The organism is Bradyrhizobium sp. USDA3010, assembly GCF_056429065.1.
Map to the genome: position 1 here is coordinate 54,139 of NZ_JBWJZD010000034.1, position 15,958 is coordinate 70,096.

The 15,958-nt window shown below is 65.3% G+C and carries 14 protein-coding genes, 2 tRNA genes and 1 pseudogene; 5 read left to right on the plus strand and 12 right to left on the minus strand.

What is annotated here, in order from left to right; translation table 11 throughout:
- Nucleotides 1-10 precede the first annotated feature (10 nt).
- A complete protein-coding gene (locus AC066Y_RS35025) occupies nucleotides 11-301 on the minus strand; it encodes a YggT family protein (protein ID WP_456759905.1) in 291 nt (96 codons plus the stop codon).
- Nucleotides 302-598: 297 nt separating this feature from the next.
- Between AC066Y_RS35025 and AC066Y_RS35030 the strand changes: the two genes are divergently transcribed.
- A tRNA-Ala gene (locus AC066Y_RS35030) sits at nucleotides 599-674 on the plus strand.
- Between the two features lie 110 nt (nucleotides 675-784).
- Here the strand turns inward: AC066Y_RS35030 and AC066Y_RS35035 are convergent.
- The 7 genes from AC066Y_RS35035 to AC066Y_RS35065 form a co-directional block, all read right to left on the minus strand.
- Nucleotides 785-1,594 (minus strand): enoyl-CoA hydratase, encoded by an 810-nt coding sequence (locus AC066Y_RS35035; RefSeq protein WP_478277856.1) that lies wholly within the window; start codon nucleotides 1,592-1,594, stop codon nucleotides 785-787.
- A 121-nt stretch (nucleotides 1,595-1,715) separates the two neighbouring features.
- Entirely contained in the window at nucleotides 1,716-2,519 is an 804-nt protein-coding gene (locus AC066Y_RS35040) for a glutamine amidotransferase (protein WP_478277857.1), read from the minus strand.
- A gap of 145 nt (nucleotides 2,520-2,664) precedes the next feature.
- Nucleotides 2,665-3,444, minus strand: a complete 780-nt coding sequence (locus AC066Y_RS35045) for an SDR family NAD(P)-dependent oxidoreductase (protein ID WP_478277858.1) — start codon at nucleotides 3,442-3,444, stop codon at nucleotides 2,665-2,667.
- 227 nt (nucleotides 3,445-3,671) lie between these two features.
- Entirely contained in the window at nucleotides 3,672-4,175 is a 504-nt protein-coding gene (locus tag AC066Y_RS35050; RefSeq protein WP_092121262.1) for a tellurite resistance TerB family protein, read from the minus strand.
- Between the two features lie 163 nt (nucleotides 4,176-4,338).
- A complete protein-coding gene (locus AC066Y_RS35055; protein ID WP_478277859.1) occupies nucleotides 4,339-5,748 on the minus strand; it encodes a DUF5939 domain-containing protein in 1,410 nt (469 codons plus the stop codon).
- A gap of 41 nt (nucleotides 5,749-5,789) precedes the next feature.
- Nucleotides 5,790-7,175: a cytochrome P450 gene (locus AC066Y_RS35060; protein ID WP_478277860.1), complete on the minus strand. Its 1,386-nt coding sequence runs from the start codon at nucleotides 7,173-7,175 to the stop codon at nucleotides 5,790-5,792.
- A gap of 83 nt (nucleotides 7,176-7,258) precedes the next feature.
- Entirely contained in the window at nucleotides 7,259-8,650 is a 1,392-nt protein-coding gene (locus AC066Y_RS35065; RefSeq protein ID WP_478277861.1) for a hydrolase, read from the minus strand.
- Between the two features lie 151 nt (nucleotides 8,651-8,801).
- On the opposite strand from AC066Y_RS35065, the gene AC066Y_RS35070 reads away from it, so the two are divergent.
- The gene (locus tag AC066Y_RS35070) at nucleotides 8,802-10,481 is read left to right on the plus strand and encodes an MFS transporter (RefSeq protein WP_478277862.1); all 1,680 of its coding nucleotides are present in this window, start codon (nucleotides 8,802-8,804) and stop codon (nucleotides 10,479-10,481) included.
- A 59-nt stretch (nucleotides 10,482-10,540) separates the two neighbouring features.
- On the opposite strand, the gene AC066Y_RS35075 is transcribed toward AC066Y_RS35070, so the two are convergent.
- Together AC066Y_RS35075 and AC066Y_RS35080 are read right to left on the minus strand one after the other, a co-directional pair.
- Entirely contained in the window at nucleotides 10,541-10,756 is a 216-nt protein-coding gene (locus tag AC066Y_RS35075; protein ID WP_478277863.1) for a cysteine rich repeat-containing protein, read from the minus strand.
- 186 nt (nucleotides 10,757-10,942) lie between these two features.
- Nucleotides 10,943-11,206 (minus strand): annotated as a pseudogene (locus AC066Y_RS35080) (hypothetical protein); the annotation flags it as partial.
- 217 nt (nucleotides 11,207-11,423) lie between these two features.
- Between AC066Y_RS35080 and AC066Y_RS35085 the strand changes: the two are divergent.
- Complete coding sequence (locus AC066Y_RS35085) at nucleotides 11,424-12,473, plus strand: polysaccharide deacetylase family protein (protein WP_478277864.1); 1,050 nt, start codon at nucleotides 11,424-11,426, stop codon at nucleotides 12,471-12,473.
- Nucleotides 12,474-12,786: 313 nt separating this feature from the next.
- Here the strand turns inward: AC066Y_RS35085 and AC066Y_RS35090 are convergent, their stop codons facing one another.
- Nucleotides 12,787-13,224 (minus strand): hypothetical protein, encoded by a 438-nt coding sequence (locus AC066Y_RS35090; protein ID WP_478277865.1) that lies wholly within the window; start codon nucleotides 13,222-13,224, stop codon nucleotides 12,787-12,789.
- A 290-nt stretch (nucleotides 13,225-13,514) separates the two neighbouring features.
- Here AC066Y_RS35090 and AC066Y_RS35095 point away from each other — a divergent pair, with 290 nt between their 5' ends.
- Together AC066Y_RS35095 and AC066Y_RS35100 are read left to right on the plus strand one after the other, a co-directional pair.
- On the plus strand, nucleotides 13,515-14,378 hold the full coding sequence (locus AC066Y_RS35095) for a carbonic anhydrase (protein WP_478277866.1): 864 nt from the start codon (nucleotides 13,515-13,517) through the stop codon (nucleotides 14,376-14,378).
- Between the two features lie 332 nt (nucleotides 14,379-14,710).
- A complete protein-coding gene (locus tag AC066Y_RS35100; RefSeq protein ID WP_478277867.1) occupies nucleotides 14,711-15,778 on the plus strand; it encodes a hypothetical protein in 1,068 nt (355 codons plus the stop codon).
- A gap of 22 nt (nucleotides 15,779-15,800) precedes the next feature.
- On the opposite strand, the gene AC066Y_RS35105 is transcribed toward AC066Y_RS35100, so the two are convergent.
- Nucleotides 15,801-15,876, minus strand: a tRNA-Thr gene (locus tag AC066Y_RS35105).
- Nucleotides 15,877-15,958 lie beyond the last annotated feature (82 nt).

The following is a 15,958-nucleotide window of genomic DNA, read 5'->3' on the forward strand; positions in this document are numbered from 1 at the left end:
TCGCGCAGGATCAGATCACGTAGGGATAGATGTAATAGGCAATCACCCGCTGGATGAACATGATGATCAGGATCACGATGATCGGCGAGATATCGAGCCCGCCCAGATTCGGCATCACGTTGCGAATCGGCCGCAGCACCGGCTCGGTGATCCGGTACAGGAACTCGGCCACCGCGGAGACGAACTGGTTGCGCGTGTTGACCACGTTGAAGGCGACCAGCCAGGACAGGATGGCGGAGGCGATCAGAAGCCAGACATAGAGGTCGAGGACGATGATGACGATGTCGAGAACAGCGCGCATATGATGGGGGCTCGCGGGTGGGACGACCAGGTGAAGCGCAACGAGACCGGACTGAACCGCCAGCGCGCTTCTCGTTTGAGCAGGATCTTCTCGGAAAACCGCTACGTACTTTTCGCTGGCGCGGCCCGCCGGGTCCGGATCATGCTCTAAATATCGGTTCATCCCCCGGCAAACAAGGGAAGTTCCCGGCGGGACGGGCCGAAAACCGTTGTTTCACCGTTCTTGACTTGACCTTGGGCGGGACTGTAAATGGCGCCCGACTGACGGCCGGGATACTCAGCAACACCCGGCCGCAATGGGGCCATAGCTCAGCTGGGAGAGCGCGTCGTTCGCAATGACGAGGTCGGCGGTTCGATCCCGCCTGGCTCCACCACGCTTCGCCCTTCGGGCTACGCGTGGCGCAGCCGCGCAGAGCCGGAAGGGTGAAGCGTGGTGTCCGGCGAAGCCCAAAGGGCGAAGACGGACTTAACCGGGCCTCTCCCCTCACGTCCCCGTAAACCTGGGCGGGCGCTTCTCGACAAAGCTCGCGACGCCTTCCCTGAAATCGTTGCCCTTCAGCGCGATCTGCATTTCGCGGTTGGCGTCGATGGTGGCTTCGGCGAGCGTCTGGAACGGCACGTCGTAGACCTGGCGCTTGATCACCGCGATCGCACTCGGCGAGACGAAATCGGCGAGGTCGCGGGCATAGGCATAGGTTTCCTCGCGCAGCTTCTCCGGCGAAGAGAGCCGGTTGACGAGGCCGATGCGCAGCGCCTCCGCAGCCGACACGCGCCGCGCCGACATCAACAGATCGAGCGCGTTGGCGTGACCGACGATGCGTGGCAGCATCCAGCTGATGCCGTGCTCGGCGATCAGGCCGCGCCGCGCGAAGGCAGTGGTGAACACCGCGCTGTCGGCCGCGAAGCGCAGGTCGCAATACAGCGCGTGGACCAGGCCGATGCCGGCCGTGGCGCCGTTGAGCATCGCGATCATGGGTTTCTTGATGGCGGGGTAATAGGCGTAGCGCGTCTGCCAGTCGGCGCGGCGGTTCATGTCGAATGCAACGCCCTCGCCGCGCCGGACCTCGTTGGGATCGATCCCCTGCAACGCTTCCATGTCGGCGCCGGCGCAGAAGCCGCGGCCCGCGCCGGTCAGCACGATGACGCGAACATTGTCGTCATTGGCCGCCGTCTCCATCGCGTGGCGCACGTCGCGCTCCATGATCGCGGTCCACGCATTCATGCGGTCGGGGCGGTTCAGCGTGATGGTCGCGATCCGGTCGCTGACCTCATAGAGGATGTGTTCGTAGCTCACGGCGATCTCCCTGTGCCTTGTTGTTTTGAATTCGCGCGGCGATGCGGTCCGCGCGCGGCAGCCGCGGCAAGACTAGCACATCCCTGCAAATGAAAAGGCGGCGCGAAATTCCGCGCGGCGGCTATTCCGCGGCCTGCAGCATCACCGGCCGCGGCACGCGCGCGATCCAGCCGTCGATGAAATGCTTCAGCCAGGCACGCTCGGCGGCATCGTGCACGGCGCGCTCGGCGAAGTGCAGATGACCCGGCTGCGCGCCCGGCGAATCCATCCGCGCGCACCCGCGCGTGGTCCAGCGATGCATCATCGCGTAGGTCACGTCGGGATGGAATTGCAGGCCGAAGGCGTTGCCGAGCTGGAACGCCTGCACCGGGAAATCATCGCCCGCTGCGAGCAGGTCAGCGCCCGTGGGCAATTGAAAGCCCTCGCCATGCCAGTGATAGACCCGCGCCGGCCAGTCCGGACACAGCGCACGACCAGCCTCCGTCGGCCGGATCGGGTAATAGCCGACCTCGACGCGCCCTTGCGGATGCGGCGCGACCTTGGCGCCGAGTTGCCGCGCCAGCATTTGCGCGCCGAGGCAGATGCCCAGGAACGGACGCTGCTCGCGCAGCGGAACTGAAATCCAGTCGATCTCGCTCCGCACATAGTCGTCGGGATCGTTGGCGCTCATCGGCCCGCCGAAGATCACCACGCCGGCATGCGCGTCTAGCGTGTCGGGCAGCGCGTCGCCGAAGCGGGGACGGCGGATGTCGAGGGGGTAGCCCAGCGCGCGCAGGGCGTTGCCGATCCGGCCGGGCGTCGATGTCTCCTGATGCAGGACCACCAGCACCGGCCGCAGCGACGCCTGGTCTGCTGGCGTGACCGCGGCTGGCCTTCGGCTCGCGAAGGGCACCACGACACGGCTTTGGTCAGACCGGAACAACATTGCCTCTGCTTAAAGTTTCGGCACGTAAGGCACGATCATAGCTAAGTGGTCGTTAACATCGTGTGAGTTTGCGCACACCCGTGCGAAGCAAATCGCGGGCCAGAGACAGCCTTAACGGCGACGAACGGGGCTTTTTCGGGTGAAGCTAGCGCTTGCGGAGCTGAAACCCGCCGACTGCGGCCAGGATGAAGGAGCGCGGAAACAGCCGGAGCAGGAATGGCACCAGCTTGATGAAGGCGCCGGGCAGCACGGCGCGCTTGTTGGCCATCAGGCCGCGATAGGCCTGTCGGGCGACCTCGGCCGGCGCAACGTCGAGGATGGCGGAATCAAAGCCGGGGGCAAAGCCGGCGCGGTCCTGGAATTCGGACGGCACGGGACCCGGGCAAACCACGGTGACGCGCACGCCCTTCGGCGCCAGCTCACAGCGCAACGCCTCGGAAAACGACAGCACATAGGCCTTGCTGGCATAGTACACGGCCATGCCGGGGCCCGGCAGGAATCCGGCGATCGAGCCGAGATTGAGGATGCCGCCGCGGTTGCGGATCAGCTGATCGGCAAAGCGCAGCGTCAGGTCGGTCAGCGCGCGGATATTGACGTTGATGATGTCGAGCTGTTCGGCACGGTCGCGCTCCACGGCAAGCCCGAACAGGCCGAAGCCGGCATTGTTGACGAGATATTCGACCTCGACCCCGGCCTCGGTCAGGGCCTGCGCGATCCTGTCGCCGGCATCGGTCTGCTGCAGATCGCAGGCAATCACGATCGGCGCCGCGCCGCCCTTGGCACCGAGCTCGTCGGCAAGCGTCTTCAGGCGATCGGCGCGCCGCGCCACCAGCGCCACGCGGTGACCATTCGATGCAAACACGCGCGCCAGTTCGGTGCCTATGCCCGCCGATGCCCCGGTTATCAGCGTCACACGCTCAGTCACGTTTCAAACTCTTACTGCAAATTCTAGTGAGGTCCCCAACGGGGCGACGAGAGCATAGGGATGCGGTGTGACGCAAGCCGCGTATGGGCTTGTGGATAGTGGCGGGGCCGCTGGTTTCGTGACGAAACGACCGATTTTCAGTCGGATCGCCCACAATCGCGCCGGACATTAAAATTTCGTCATCCGCAACGCCGGCAGGGGGGCGCCCGCCTGCGCAGGCAGCCGTGTCAGATTGCCGCGTCTGCCGTACCCCAGGGGCCCTTTGGCAGCTCCGCCTGCTTCTCGGCGACCCGGTGCTTGAGATCGATGCGGTCGCGCGAGGAAATGCCGAGCAGATCGGCAGCACGCCAGACCACATTGTCCTCGAACTCGCTGACCTGGCCGTCGGCATAGACCAGCTCCCACATCATCTCGACGATGCGCAGCCGTCCCTCCTCATTCACCGAGCGCATGATCACACTGGTAAAGTGATAGAGATCCACGGCCTCGCCCTCGACGCGCATGGCGGAGGCGATCAACTTGTCGGCGGTGCCGGGATCGAGCTGGAAACGGCTCTCGATCAGGCTGTGCAGCTTGCGCGTCTCGGCCGGCGTCGGCTCACCATCCAGTGAGACGACATGCACCAATAGCGCGGTCGCCGCCAGGCGGTAGTCGCCATCATCGAAGGCGCGGTCAGCCTGGGCATCGGGGGAGACGATATCGGCAATGAATTGGCGGAGTCCGTCGAGCATCGCTCTCTCTGTGGGATGAAGCCTGGAAGCTTTGATTGAGCATCCGTCCGGAAAACCGCCGGACCATGCGCTGTTGAAATCTATATGGCGTGGAAACAGAACCGGCGCAATCCGCGCGGGTTCCCGCGGCGGCATTACGTTTCAGCAAGCATTACGTGTGTGACTACGGTATCTCGTACACCACGAGCTTGTCGGCAATGCCGCGCAGCGCCGCTTCCTTCTGGATCGGCTTGATCGCCGCGCGATCGAGGATGCCTGCGACCTCCGCTGCTTCCATCACCGGCTGGGTCAAATGGATTTCCTGTGACGTCGACAGGCTCTGCACCCGTGCGGCGATATTCACGGTCTGGCCGAAATAATCCTGCCGCTCGTTCAGCGTCACCGCGAGGCACGGCCCCTCATGGATGCCGATCTTGACGATCAGATCTTCCTTGCCGCGCTCGGTGTTGAGCTGCTTCATCGCGGCCCGCATGCGCAGGCCCGCCGACAATGCGTGCTCGGGCCGGATGAAGGTCGCCATTACGGCATCGCCGATCGTCTTCACGACTGCGCCGTGTTCGGAGGCGATGATCTCGAGCAGCGCGTGGAAATGCGCGCGCACCAGGTCGAACGCAGCGAGATCGCCGACCCGCTCATAGAGCGCGGTCGAACCCTTCAGATCGGTGAACAGGAAGGTCAGCGCGGTGATCTTCAACCGCTGGTCGACGGTGAGGTTGTCGGCCTTGAACACGTCGCGGAACGTCTGGTTCGAGAGCATCCGCTTCGCAGTGAGGATCGGCTTGCGCTTGCCGAGCAATTTGTGCAGCGGATCGCCGGCGATCCACACCGACGGCAACACGCGGACGTCGGCGTGATTCTCCAGCGAGAGCCGCAGCGGCCCCGGCCGCATCGTCGAGGTGCCGGTCGGCGCATGAGACTTGTTGAACGCGATCGAGAACTGCTGGCGCTCGGTGGTCGGCTCGCCCTCGACAGCAAAGAAGTGCGCCGAATGCGTCACCGGCTCGAACACGATGACGAACTGATTGGGCAGATTGAGCGACAGGATCGCCTTTTCGCCGGGCGGCAATTCAAGCCCCTCCAGCGTCACCTCGTTGATCAGGGTCGACACCGCGCTTTCGTCGAACTCGATCCCGGAACTCCAGAACATCTGGCGGAAATATTCCCAGATCGGCAGCGTATTCGGCTCGTGCGCGGCGATGTGACGGACCCGCGGACTGACGGTGAAGGCAACCTCGACCAGATCGTCGACGGAGGCCTCGTAGCCGGCCGCGCACAGCGCGCAATTGTAGTCGTCATGGCGCAGCGACTTCAGCGTGGTGTGGGCGTCGAGCACGCCGCCGCATCCCGGACACAGCACGTTCCAGCTCATGTCGAACAGCCCGAGCCGCGAAGCATGCAGGAAGCCGGAGATCACCTTCTCCTCTTCCAGCCCGGTGCGGCGCGAGAAATCCAGGGCGTTAATGCGATTGAGCTCGCGGTCATGGCCGTCCGCGATCAGCTGCTGCATGGCATCGACGACGGCCGGATCGGTCGTCTGCCTGAGGACTGCGAAGTGGGCTTGCGTATCGCTCATGGTGAGCCCCTAGATGAGCATTGCGACACCGTCGCGCAAGGTCAGCGCGGCTTGATCGTGAACACCGGCGAGCGGTTCGGCTGTGTCGTCACCACGCCGATCGGAAGCACCGGATCCTTGTCCGCCAGCGCGACGCGGAACGCGCCGATGATCCGCGCAAGCGCAAGCGTCGCCTCGACCAGCGCGAAATGCGCGCCGATACAGACCCGCGCGCCGACACCGAACGGCAAATAGGCGAAGCGATCGGGCGGCGCTTCCGTCATGAAACGCTGCGGCACGAACGCGTTAGGATCGCGCCACAACTTTTCATGCCGGTGCAACAGCCACGGCGCGATCAGGATTACGTCATGCTTCCTGACCGGACGGCCCGCGATGGTGTCGGGACCACCAGCCGCACGCGCGATCAGGAACGCCGGCGGATAAAGCCGCATGGTTTCATCGATCACCGCGCGGGTGAATTTCAGCCGCTCGATGTCGAGCGCGCCTGACGTCGTCACGCTCCTGACTTCTGCTGCCAATTGCTCCTGGGTCTCGGGATCGAGCGCCAGCAGATAGAGCGCCCAGAACAGCGCGGTCGCGGTCGTCTCATGGCCGGCCAGGATCATCGTCGCGACCTGGTCGCCGAGCTGGGCGTCGGTGAAGGCCTCGCCGGTCTCTGGATCGCGCGCGGCGCCCATCAGGTCGAACAGGTCGCGGGCTGGCGCGTTGTCATCCTTGCCGGCGGCGCGACGCTCGGCCATCAGCTGGCCGACAAACGCGGTCCAGCGCTTGCGGAAACGGGCGCGGCGGAAATCCTGCAGGGTCGGCCAGCTCAAGGGCAGCACCAGGTCGAGCATATGCGGCCGCGCCAGCGTGTCGCCATACTCCATCACGAAGTCGCGCAGCGCGGCGCCGTGGCGATCCATGCCGAACGAGAACATGGTGCGGCCAGCGATCTCCAGCGTCATGCGCTGCATCACCTCGCGCAGATCCACCGGGCCGCCGCTCGCGGCCTTCAGCTTGGCGATGGTCTCGTCGACCGCCGCGATCATGGAAGGCACCAGCGTCGTCACAGCACGCGGTGTGAACGCCGGCGCCAACGTGCGGCGCTGATGCTTCCACGCGCGGCCTTCGGCGATCAGCAATCCCTCGCCCAGCATCGGACGCAGCACGCGGATGCCGGCCGGCGTGCGGGTGTAGTTCTCGTAATTGTCGACCAGCACGTGGCGGATCGCATCCGGCGTGTTGAGGATGAAGCTCGAGCGGCCGAGAAAGCGGCCCTGGACGATGTCGTCCTCATAGGCGCGCTGGCCCCAGGTCTCGATCGGCGAGTTGCGCATCACCCGCATCCGCTCGAACGCGCCCATGTCGTCGGGCGCGCGTGGCGGCGCCGGCGGGACCAGGGGACGCCGCGTGACCGTGATGTCGTAGAGTTCGGCTATGCTCATGGTCCTCGCTTCCTGCCTCACGCAACGGCCGATCCGGCCATGCGATCCCGGCGCCATGAAGGCGCGCGGACCCTGCACCAGACCTAATAAGTCAGCTCGGCGACTGCAATCCGATTCTCCGACGCCGGCCAGGCCCGCGCCACGATGCGTTCCTGATTGAAGACGGCAACCACCGGACGGCCGACATCGGCTGCGGCGAGCCGCAACGTCGTCACCGCATCGGTCGGCACGCCGGATTTGACATCGGCCGGTTCCTTGCCGTCCAGCAGCACGATATCGCGCGGCAGCCCGAAATAGCCGCGCGGCCGCGACATCAGCACGATGGCGCCCGCACCGGCATCGGCAGGCAGCAGCGGTCGTGCCGCGCGCAGATGCACGATCTCGGACGAGCGCGGAAATGGCGAGCGATAGATATGCGTCGTCACGGCATCAGGCGAGGTCAGCACGAATTCGAGCGGCCAGGATGGATCGACCTGCGCCGGCCCCCAGCGGCCGTCGGCGCCGGTCTGCGAGCTGTGCAGCGGGCCGCCGATACGCTCGCCGGTTTCCGCCGACACGCGATAGATGTCGACCGTGGCGCCCGGCACCGGCCGGTTGGTCGGCACGCCGCCGGGCGTGCCCGTGACGAGGCCGCTCAGCCTCACCGCCGTTTCCGGCACGATCTCGATCCGCGACGGCTCGTGCCCCGCGATGAACTTGTAGATCTCGCGAAAGGCGCGCGGATGGTACGCGGTCTCGCGATGGTCCACGGCGCCGAGCACCAGGTTGGTCGCGCCTTTCAGCGCCGGACCTTCGGCCGTGACGTTGGTCGGCGTGCCCGGCTTGCCGATGAAGCGGCCGTCGGCTTGCGCATATTTGTCGAGGCCATCGCTGCGCAAGGTCAGGAATGCGGTGCCGACAGTCACTTCGCTGTCGCCGTCGTTCAGCCCGCGCAGGAACGGACCGCGCCCGTTGAACTCGTTGCCGAGCCCGTCGTCCGAGGCGTACACACCGTGATTGGGCGTGCCGCACAGCACCGCGTGGCTGATGTCGCCGCCGCCACCGTTCTTGATGGTGTTGCGGATCGCATTGCCGCCCCGCGAATTCCCGACCAGCGCGATGCGTGCGGCGCCGCTCTTTTGCTTCAGCTCTCTGACCGCCTCGGCGAGCTCGCGGCGCTGATCCTCGGTCGAGGAGCGGCCCGCCTGCTCGACCTTGTCGTCCGTGCGCGCCAAGGGATCGGTGAAGTTGATCGCGGCCATGCGCTCACGCGGCACGCCGTTGGATTCCATCCGCCAGAGCGTCGTCAACCAGAGCGCTGCGTGATCGCCATTGCCGTGCACGAACAAAATCGGAGGGATGTCGTCGGCGGACGCCGACTGGGCCAGGGCGGACTGAGACAGGGCCGCCTGCACCAAGGCCGGGACGGCAAGACGGCCGGACAGCAGGGACAGCGCGCCGGCCCCTTGTAAAATTCTTCGCCGCGACAGCGCCATTGGTCCCCTTCCTCAGGTCTTTCAGTGCTTTAGCTGTGTCCTACAGCCCGTCAGGATACCGTAAACGCTGGACAGGACACGCGTTTCGCGGGCATCAGTTGATGGAGTCGGAATTGTTCAACAAGCCATAGCAGGCCAACCGGAACCGGATATGACCGCACCGCCTGATCGACCAGACAGTATCACTGCACCGTTGCGGCATTCAATCTTCAGGCGGATCTGGTTCGCCAGCCTGCTCTCCAATCTCGGCATCCTGATCCAGGGCGTCGGCGCCGCCTGGGCGATGACCCAGATGACCGCGGAGGCCGACAAGGTCGCGCTGGTGCAGACCGCGCTGATGCTGCCGGTGATGCTGATCGCGATGCCGGCCGGCGCCATCGCCGACATGCATGACCGCCGCGTCGTGGCGCTGGTGTCGCTGGCGATCGCGCTCTCCGGCGCCACCACGCTGACAGTGCTGGCCTGGCTCAATCTGGTGACGCCGAACATCCTGCTCGCGCTGTGCTTCGTCGTCGGCAGCGGCATGGCGCTATTCGGCCCGGCCTGGCAATCTTCGGTCAGCGAGCAGGTGCCGTCGGAGACGCTGCCTGCCGCGGTCGCGCTGAATGGCATCAGCTACAACATCGCGCGCAGCTTCGGCCCGGCGATCGGCGGCATCGTGGTCGCTTCGGCGGGCGCCGTGGCGGCATTCGCCGCCAACGCCGTGCTGTATCTGCCGCTGCTAGCCGTGCTGTTCCTGTGGAATCGCGTCAGCGAGCCGTCGCGGCTGCCGCGCGAGCGGCTGAACCGCGCCATCGTCTCCGGCGTGCGCTACATCACCAATTCGCCGTCGATCAGGATCGTGCTGACCCGCACCATGGTGACCGGCATCATCGGCGGCTCGGTCTCGGCGCTGATGCCGCTGGTGGCGCGCGACCTCCTGCATGGCGGCGCGCAGACCTACGGCATCATGCTCGGCGCCTTCGGCATGGGCGCGGTGATCGGCGCGCTCAACATCAGCGAGATCCGCAGCCGGCTCAGCGGCGAAGCCGCGGTGCGAACCTGCGCGCTGCTGATGGGCGTCGCGATCGCGATCGTCGCCGTGAGCAAGCAGCCGGTGATCACCGCAGCCGCGCTGGTGGTTGCCGGCGCGGTGTGGATGCTGGCGATCGCGCTGTTCAATATCGGCGTGCAGCTGTCGGCGCCGCGCTGGGTCGCGGGCCGATCGCTTGCGGCCTTCCAGGCCTCGATCGCCGGCGGCATCGCGATCGGCAGCTGGTGCTGGGGCCGCATCACGGATCTGGGTGGCGTCGAGATGGCGCTGTTGATCTCCGCCGGGCTGATGCTGCTGTCGCCGGTGCTCGGCATCTGGCTCAGGATGCCGCCGGTCGGCGCGCGCAACGAGGACGCGACCGATACGCTGGCCGATCCCGAGGTGCGGCTGCAACTGACCGGGCGCAGCGGGCCGCTGGTGGTCGAGATCGAATACCGGGTGGCGCAGGATAAAGCCCGCGCCTTCCACAATGTGATGCAGGACGTCCAGCTCAGCCGCCAGCGCAACGGCGCCTATGGCTGGTCGATCGCGCGCGACATCGCCGATCCCGAATTGTGGACCGAGCGCTATCATTGCCCGACCTGGCTCGACTTCCTGCGCCAGCGCAACCGCGCCACCCAGATCGAGCGCGAGCTGCATCAGAAGGCGGCCGACTTCCACATCGGCGCCGATCCGATCCGCGTGCGCCGGATGCTGGAGCGTCCGTTCGGCTCGGTGCGCTGGAAGGACGAGACCCCGGACCGCGCCGCCAAGGAAGTGATCCCGGTGGTCGCCACCGCGGCGGGCAGCAGCACGTAGTTTCTCAATCGTCGTTCCGGGGCACGCGAAGCGCGAGCCCGGAATGACGACGATCGGAGCTACTGCCCGTTGTCGGTGAGCGTCTGCTGGCAGGCCTTGCTGAGGCGGTTGCGATGCTCCTTCAGGCAGGCCAGCACGACCTGATCGCCCTCGCCGAGATGGGCGCGGCAGAACCGCGAGGCGTCGCGTGAGCAGGCATCATGCCCCTGCTGCTGTGCCGAGGCGGCCGACGTCAACAGAACCAGTGGAACGACGGCGAACAGAAATCGGGTCATCTTCAAAGCCTCTAAGGAATGCAACGCCGGTTCTATAGCGTTTCAGGGCCGCGAAGAAGCTTGAAACCGGGGGCGAGACGGCAAGTTCCGCCCCGATGACCATCCCGAGATGGCCTGCGTCTCGCCGCCGCAGGTTTGCCCGTCCGATGCCGCGAAATCACTCCGCGGCGGGGCCCTGCGCTGGGCGGCGAGATCGCGGTCCAGCACCACGCGGCAGCCGCTGCTCAGCTGGGAGCGATTCTTGACCATGCAGGCGGTGATCCTGGGAATGTTCGGGATCTCCGCGCTGCACAGACGGAACGCGTCGCCCGAGCACATCTGCTGCGCCTCGGCACTGAACGCAAAGCTCGCGGTCGACGACAGCACGGAAAAAGTGGCCGCGAAAGCCAGCGCGACGCCGACGCTGCGAACTGCACGCCCTAGAACCTTACTTTTGAAGACGGTGGTCATGATCGGCTCCCATCGGCGCCGCAAATGGCGGGGCACGTTGTTCGATCGTCCGATCCTGAACGGCAGCGCGTCTGAAGACTGTGACGGTCATCACGCAGGGATAAGGCCCGCTTTTTGTTGTCCTTCCGGCGCCTTGTTGGGATCGCGTTAAGACCTTGTTGGCATTAATCGCTCGTTGCGGCTGTGGCGTATCCTTAAGTTCCGAGAGAGAGTAGCGATGCGTAGTGCGTTGGGCCTGATGCTGGCCAGTGTTGTAGCGGCGATCGTGATCGCCGGCGTGTGGTTCTGGACCTCCTCCCCGCGTGCCGACGCGGCTCCTCCGCAGACAACTGCCGCAGCCAAGGCCGAGCCGCTTCCTGCGGCAGCGGCAAAGCAGGCTGCCAGGGACGATGTCGAGACGACCGCCGCGCTGTCGAAGCGCGCCGATGCCACCCAGGCGCCAGCCCCGGCCGCAGCCCCCGCACCGGCCCCGGTTGCCGCCGCACCCAGATGCGCCAATCCCGACGCGCTCGGCATCAGCCGCACCGTCGTGGTCGACACAACAGGCGGCCCCGGCTTCGGCTTCCTGCAGTACAAGCAATATGACTTCCTGACCGACAAGGAGGTCGTGCTGACCTTCGACGACGGTCCGTGGCCGACCACGCCCGCCGTGCTCAAGGCGCTGGCGGACGAGTGCACCAAGGCGGTGTTCTTCCCGATCGGCCTGCACACCACCTATCACCCGGACATCCTCCGCCAAGTCGCCGCCGCCGGCCACACCATCGGCGCCCACACCTGGTCGCACGCGCATCTGGCGAGCAAGAAGATCACCGAGCAGCAGGCCAAGGACGAGATCGAGAAGGGCTTCAGCGCGGTGAAGCTGGCGCTGGGTGCGAACCCCGCTCCGTTCTTCCGCTTCCCGGCGCTGGCGCATACGCCGGCGACCACAGCCTATCTCGGCACCCGCAACATCGCGATGTTCTCGGTCGACGTCGACTCCAACGACTTCAAGTCCAAGAGCTCGGACGAAGTCATCAACAACGTGATGACCAAGCTCGACAAGGAGCACAAGGGCATCATCCTGATGCACGATCTGCAGAAGCACACCGCGCAGGCGCTGCCGACACTGCTGCGCAAGCTAAAGGCGGGCGGCTACAAGGTGGTCTGGATGAAGGCCAAGAGCCAGATCGAGACGCTGCCGGAATACGACGCGATGATGGCGAAGACCGAGAAGCCGGTCGCATCGGGCCGGCCAATCGGCAACGTCGTGCAGACGGTCGCCGACTAACGCCGCGAACACGCTCAACGCAAAGCGCCCCTGGATCCGATCCAGGGGCGCTTTCGCTTTCTGATCGCGGCCACCGTGTGCTAGCCCGGCACGGCCGAACGACCTTGAACGCCTATGCGCTGAGTGGCGCGATCGCGCCCGGAGGCTGCGGCTCCCACCAAAATATCGAAAACAACCCCATGCAAAGTAGCTTGCGGATGCCGGCGCGCGACAGGGCAACTTGACCCGTCAGGCAAAGACGTGGATGCCCGGGCCGATTGCTTGAAAGCGCGCCTCGCGCGCCTGCCCGGGCATGATAAAACTCGACGCGCGGCTACCAGTAAATCCTGTGGCGATGCAGTTCGCCCATGATGCGACCCTCGGTCCAGCGTCGCGCGTGGCGGCGACGGCTCGACCTGTACGAAGTCACCCGCTGCTCGCCGGCCGGCCTGGCGTCGGGCGCCGCCTGCGGCTGGACGTTGGCCTGTTGCACCGGCGCCTGCGGCACGGCCGGCTGGGCTTGCGGCTGCGGAGCGGGAGCTGGCGCCGCGACGGGCGCGGCGCGCTCGACATATTTTGGCGCCTCCGGCGGCTTCGGTGGCGCTTCGACGGCGGGCACCGACGGCGCATCGGCGACCTTGCCCGCCGTATTGACCGAATTCGACGCGGCGGCCGGTAGCGACCCTGCCCCGCCCAACGACAGGCTTCGTTCGCCGGCCTGCGCGGAAGCGGAAGCCAAAACCACCGCCGTGATCAGGACGAGTTTGCGCATTGTTGTTCTCCCGTTGGTGGCGGGAGACTAGCCACGTCGTCCGAGCCACTATGTGAGCTGCTTCACGCAGCCGTCGCGTGCCGCATTCGTCTCCATGTGATCATCAGCCGCAACAGCGCCGCCACGTCGGCGGCGTCCTGGACAGAGTGATCTCCGCCATCCCCGCCTTGCAGCAGCCTTGATCTGGATCGACGGCGGCTTTCCGTTGGGTCGTTCAATGGGATTGCAGGTTCTGTTCGTTGTGTACGTCGCATTTGCTTGCCTGAATATCCCAGCGCAGCGCGGCTTTTATGAAGACCTTCGATATCACGTATCGCTACAGCAGCGACGATGGCTCGATCAGGCCAACCCCGCCGGACAGTCATGCGGCTTTGCTCCGTCTGGAGCAGGGTAACAAAAGCTTTGCCACGTTCCTTGACTACGACGAGGGGGAGAGCGTGGTACAGCAGATCATCCCGGTCGATCTGCGTGACCTGGGCCTGCCGGCCGACAGCTCCGTACCGAAGCAAAGACCGTTCGCCGCCGTGCTCGGCTGCTCTGACGCCCGCGTACCCGTTGAACTCATTTTCAATGAAGGGCCCAATGATCTCTTCGTGGTCCGCGTCGCGGGCAACGGGCTCGGAATAGAGGTGCTTGGAAGCCTCAAATACGCCGTCGAGAATCTTGGCGGGAGCCTCAAGCTCATCGTCGTGCTCGGCCACAGCGGATGCGGCGCGCTCACGACAGCCGTCGATGTGTTCCTGAATCCGCGTGAATACTTGCCGCTCGCGACCAAGCGTTCGCTTCGCAGCATTCTCGACGGTGCGCTGGTCGTGGTGCAGACTTCCGAGAGAAAGCTGGTCGCCGCGTTCGGGCCAGCGGTGGTACACGAGCCAGGATATCGAAAAGCCTTGATCGAGACGTCGATTGCCACCAACGCCGCGCTGGCGGCTTACTCAATACAAGAAGAATTGAGGACCAACGCCTACACCGGGATCGAAGCGGTTTACGGCGTCTATCTTCTGGAGAGCCGCGCAATATGGGCTCCCCGTTCCGGTGGTGCCGATGGGACTGGGCTGGCGGCAGCGCCTCGAGACCTTGCAGCGTTCGTGGAACTCGGCGACGCCATCGTGCAATCGCGGCGCATTGAATCGCTTGTCAACGCGAAAGAATGATCGGAGCCTCCTTTCCCGGTCCGAACGAGATCATGCCCTTGCCGGGAGACCAGCCGAGTCGGGCCCAGGATCTCATGAAAAGCATCACGCCAGCAGGACGGTAGCTGCCAACGGCTTGGCATGGTCCAGTCGGATTGTTGGTCCTACCGGTGGGCCGGCATCACACTGTACGGTCATGCGTCTTGAGACATGGCCTCGGCGCAACGCCGTTTGCCCGCGCACGCCGTCGTCTACAGCCCTGGCTTGTGCGCTGCGCCGCAGATGAGGAGCCGGGAATAGATTCGTCGGTTTGGGTTTCTCCTTCGCACGACGCCTGAACTCTGGAGAACTCAGTGAGTGCACTTGAACAAGGTCGCGTACGGCCCGGCGACGATGGCTTGGCGAATGCGACCGCCGAAAAGCTCCGTTCGATGATCCCGGTCGCCGGCGCGATCGTCTATCCGTTCCTGCTCGATGGGTTTCATCTCGCGGTCCCTCCTGCGAGCGGCCAGCCATCGCCTGGCCGGATGGTTCTGGCGGCACTGCTCCTGCTGGCTGCGACGACCGCGCCCTTGCTGGGTCTGGCCTGCGCCTATTGGATGACCAAGCCAGCGCCTTCGTCGTTCGAGCTGCGTGCCCGGCGGCTTGCGTATATCAGCATCGCCGCGCCGCCACTGTTCGTGCTGACCGGCGTCGGTCTTGGATTGCTGCATATCCATGTCAGCGACGAGCTCGTCTGGGTCGCGGGTTGGCTCGCCGCGTGTCTCTATGTACTGCTCGCCGGCGAGCAAGAGCGGCCGGCAACATCAGCCCCGATTGCTCCGTCCATTGCCGGATGGCGTGTGACGCATGGCATCGCCGCGGCGGTCATCCTTCTCTATGTCGCGTTTCACCTCACCAATCATCTGCTCGGCCTGCTCGGACCCGAGGTTCATGCCGCCGTGATGAAGATGGGCCGTACGGTCTATCGATCATCAGTGGTCGAGCCGGTGCTTGTCGCCTTGATGCTGTTCCAGCTCGTCGTCGGGGTACGGCTCGCCTGGCGCTGGAGCTCGCGGCCGGCGGACGCATTCCGCGTGTTTCAGATCGGCTCCGGCGTCTACCTCGCGGCGTTCATCGTCACCCATCTGAATTCCGCGTTCATCTCGGCGCGGGCCGTGCACCACATCGACACCAATTGGGCCTGGGCGTCGGGCGCGCCGACCGGCCTGATCCACGACGCCTGGAGCATCCGCTTGGTGCCACACTACGCACTCGGCGTGTTCTTCGTGCTCGCGCATCTGACGTCGGGATTACGCGGCGTCCTGATCGCGCATGGCGTGGCCGCCACACTCGCCAACCGGATCTGGGCAACGGGCCTCGCCGCCGGCGGGCTGATCGCGGTCGCGATCATGAGCGGACTGTGCGGCGTGCGGATCTAGGCGGGCGATGTTCTTTGAAAACTGGTGCCGCAAGAGGGACTCGAACCCCCGACCCCGTCATTACGAATGACGTGCTCTACCAACTGAGCTATTGCGGCGAACCGTTCGGCAACGGCCTGACAGCGCGCCACCTGATATCGGGCATGACCCCGATTGGCAAGGAAAACGCAGCTATTGAAC

Coding starts and splice junctions, on each gene's coding strand:
- AC066Y_RS35025 (WP_456759905.1), bottom strand. CDS start 301: ATGCGCGCTGTTCTCGACATCGTCATCATCGTCCTCGACCTCTATGTC.
- AC066Y_RS35040 (WP_478277857.1), bottom strand. CDS start 2,519: ATGTTGTTCCGGTCTGACCAAAGCCGTGTCGTGGTGCCCTTCGCGAGC.
- AC066Y_RS35050 (WP_092121262.1), bottom strand. CDS start 4,175: ATGCTCGACGGACTCCGCCAATTCATTGCCGATATCGTCTCCCCCGAT.
- AC066Y_RS35055 (WP_478277859.1), bottom strand. CDS start 5,748: ATGAGCGATACGCAAGCCCACTTCGCAGTCCTCAGGCAGACGACCGAT.
- AC066Y_RS35060 (WP_478277860.1), bottom strand. CDS start 7,175: ATGAGCATAGCCGAACTCTACGACATCACGGTCACGCGGCGTCCCCTG.
- AC066Y_RS35065 (WP_478277861.1), bottom strand. CDS start 8,650: ATGGCGCTGTCGCGGCGAAGAATTTTACAAGGGGCCGGCGCGCTGTCC.
- AC066Y_RS35070 (WP_478277862.1), top strand. CDS start 8,802: ATGACCGCACCGCCTGATCGACCAGACAGTATCACTGCACCGTTGCGG.
- AC066Y_RS35075 (WP_478277863.1), bottom strand. CDS start 10,756: ATGACCCGATTTCTGTTCGCCGTCGTTCCACTGGTTCTGTTGACGTCG.
- AC066Y_RS35085 (WP_478277864.1), top strand. CDS start 11,424: ATGCGTAGTGCGTTGGGCCTGATGCTGGCCAGTGTTGTAGCGGCGATC.
- AC066Y_RS35090 (WP_478277865.1), bottom strand. CDS start 13,224: ATGCGCAAACTCGTCCTGATCACGGCGGTGGTTTTGGCTTCCGCTTCC.
- AC066Y_RS35095 (WP_478277866.1), top strand. CDS start 13,515: ATGAAGACCTTCGATATCACGTATCGCTACAGCAGCGACGATGGCTCG.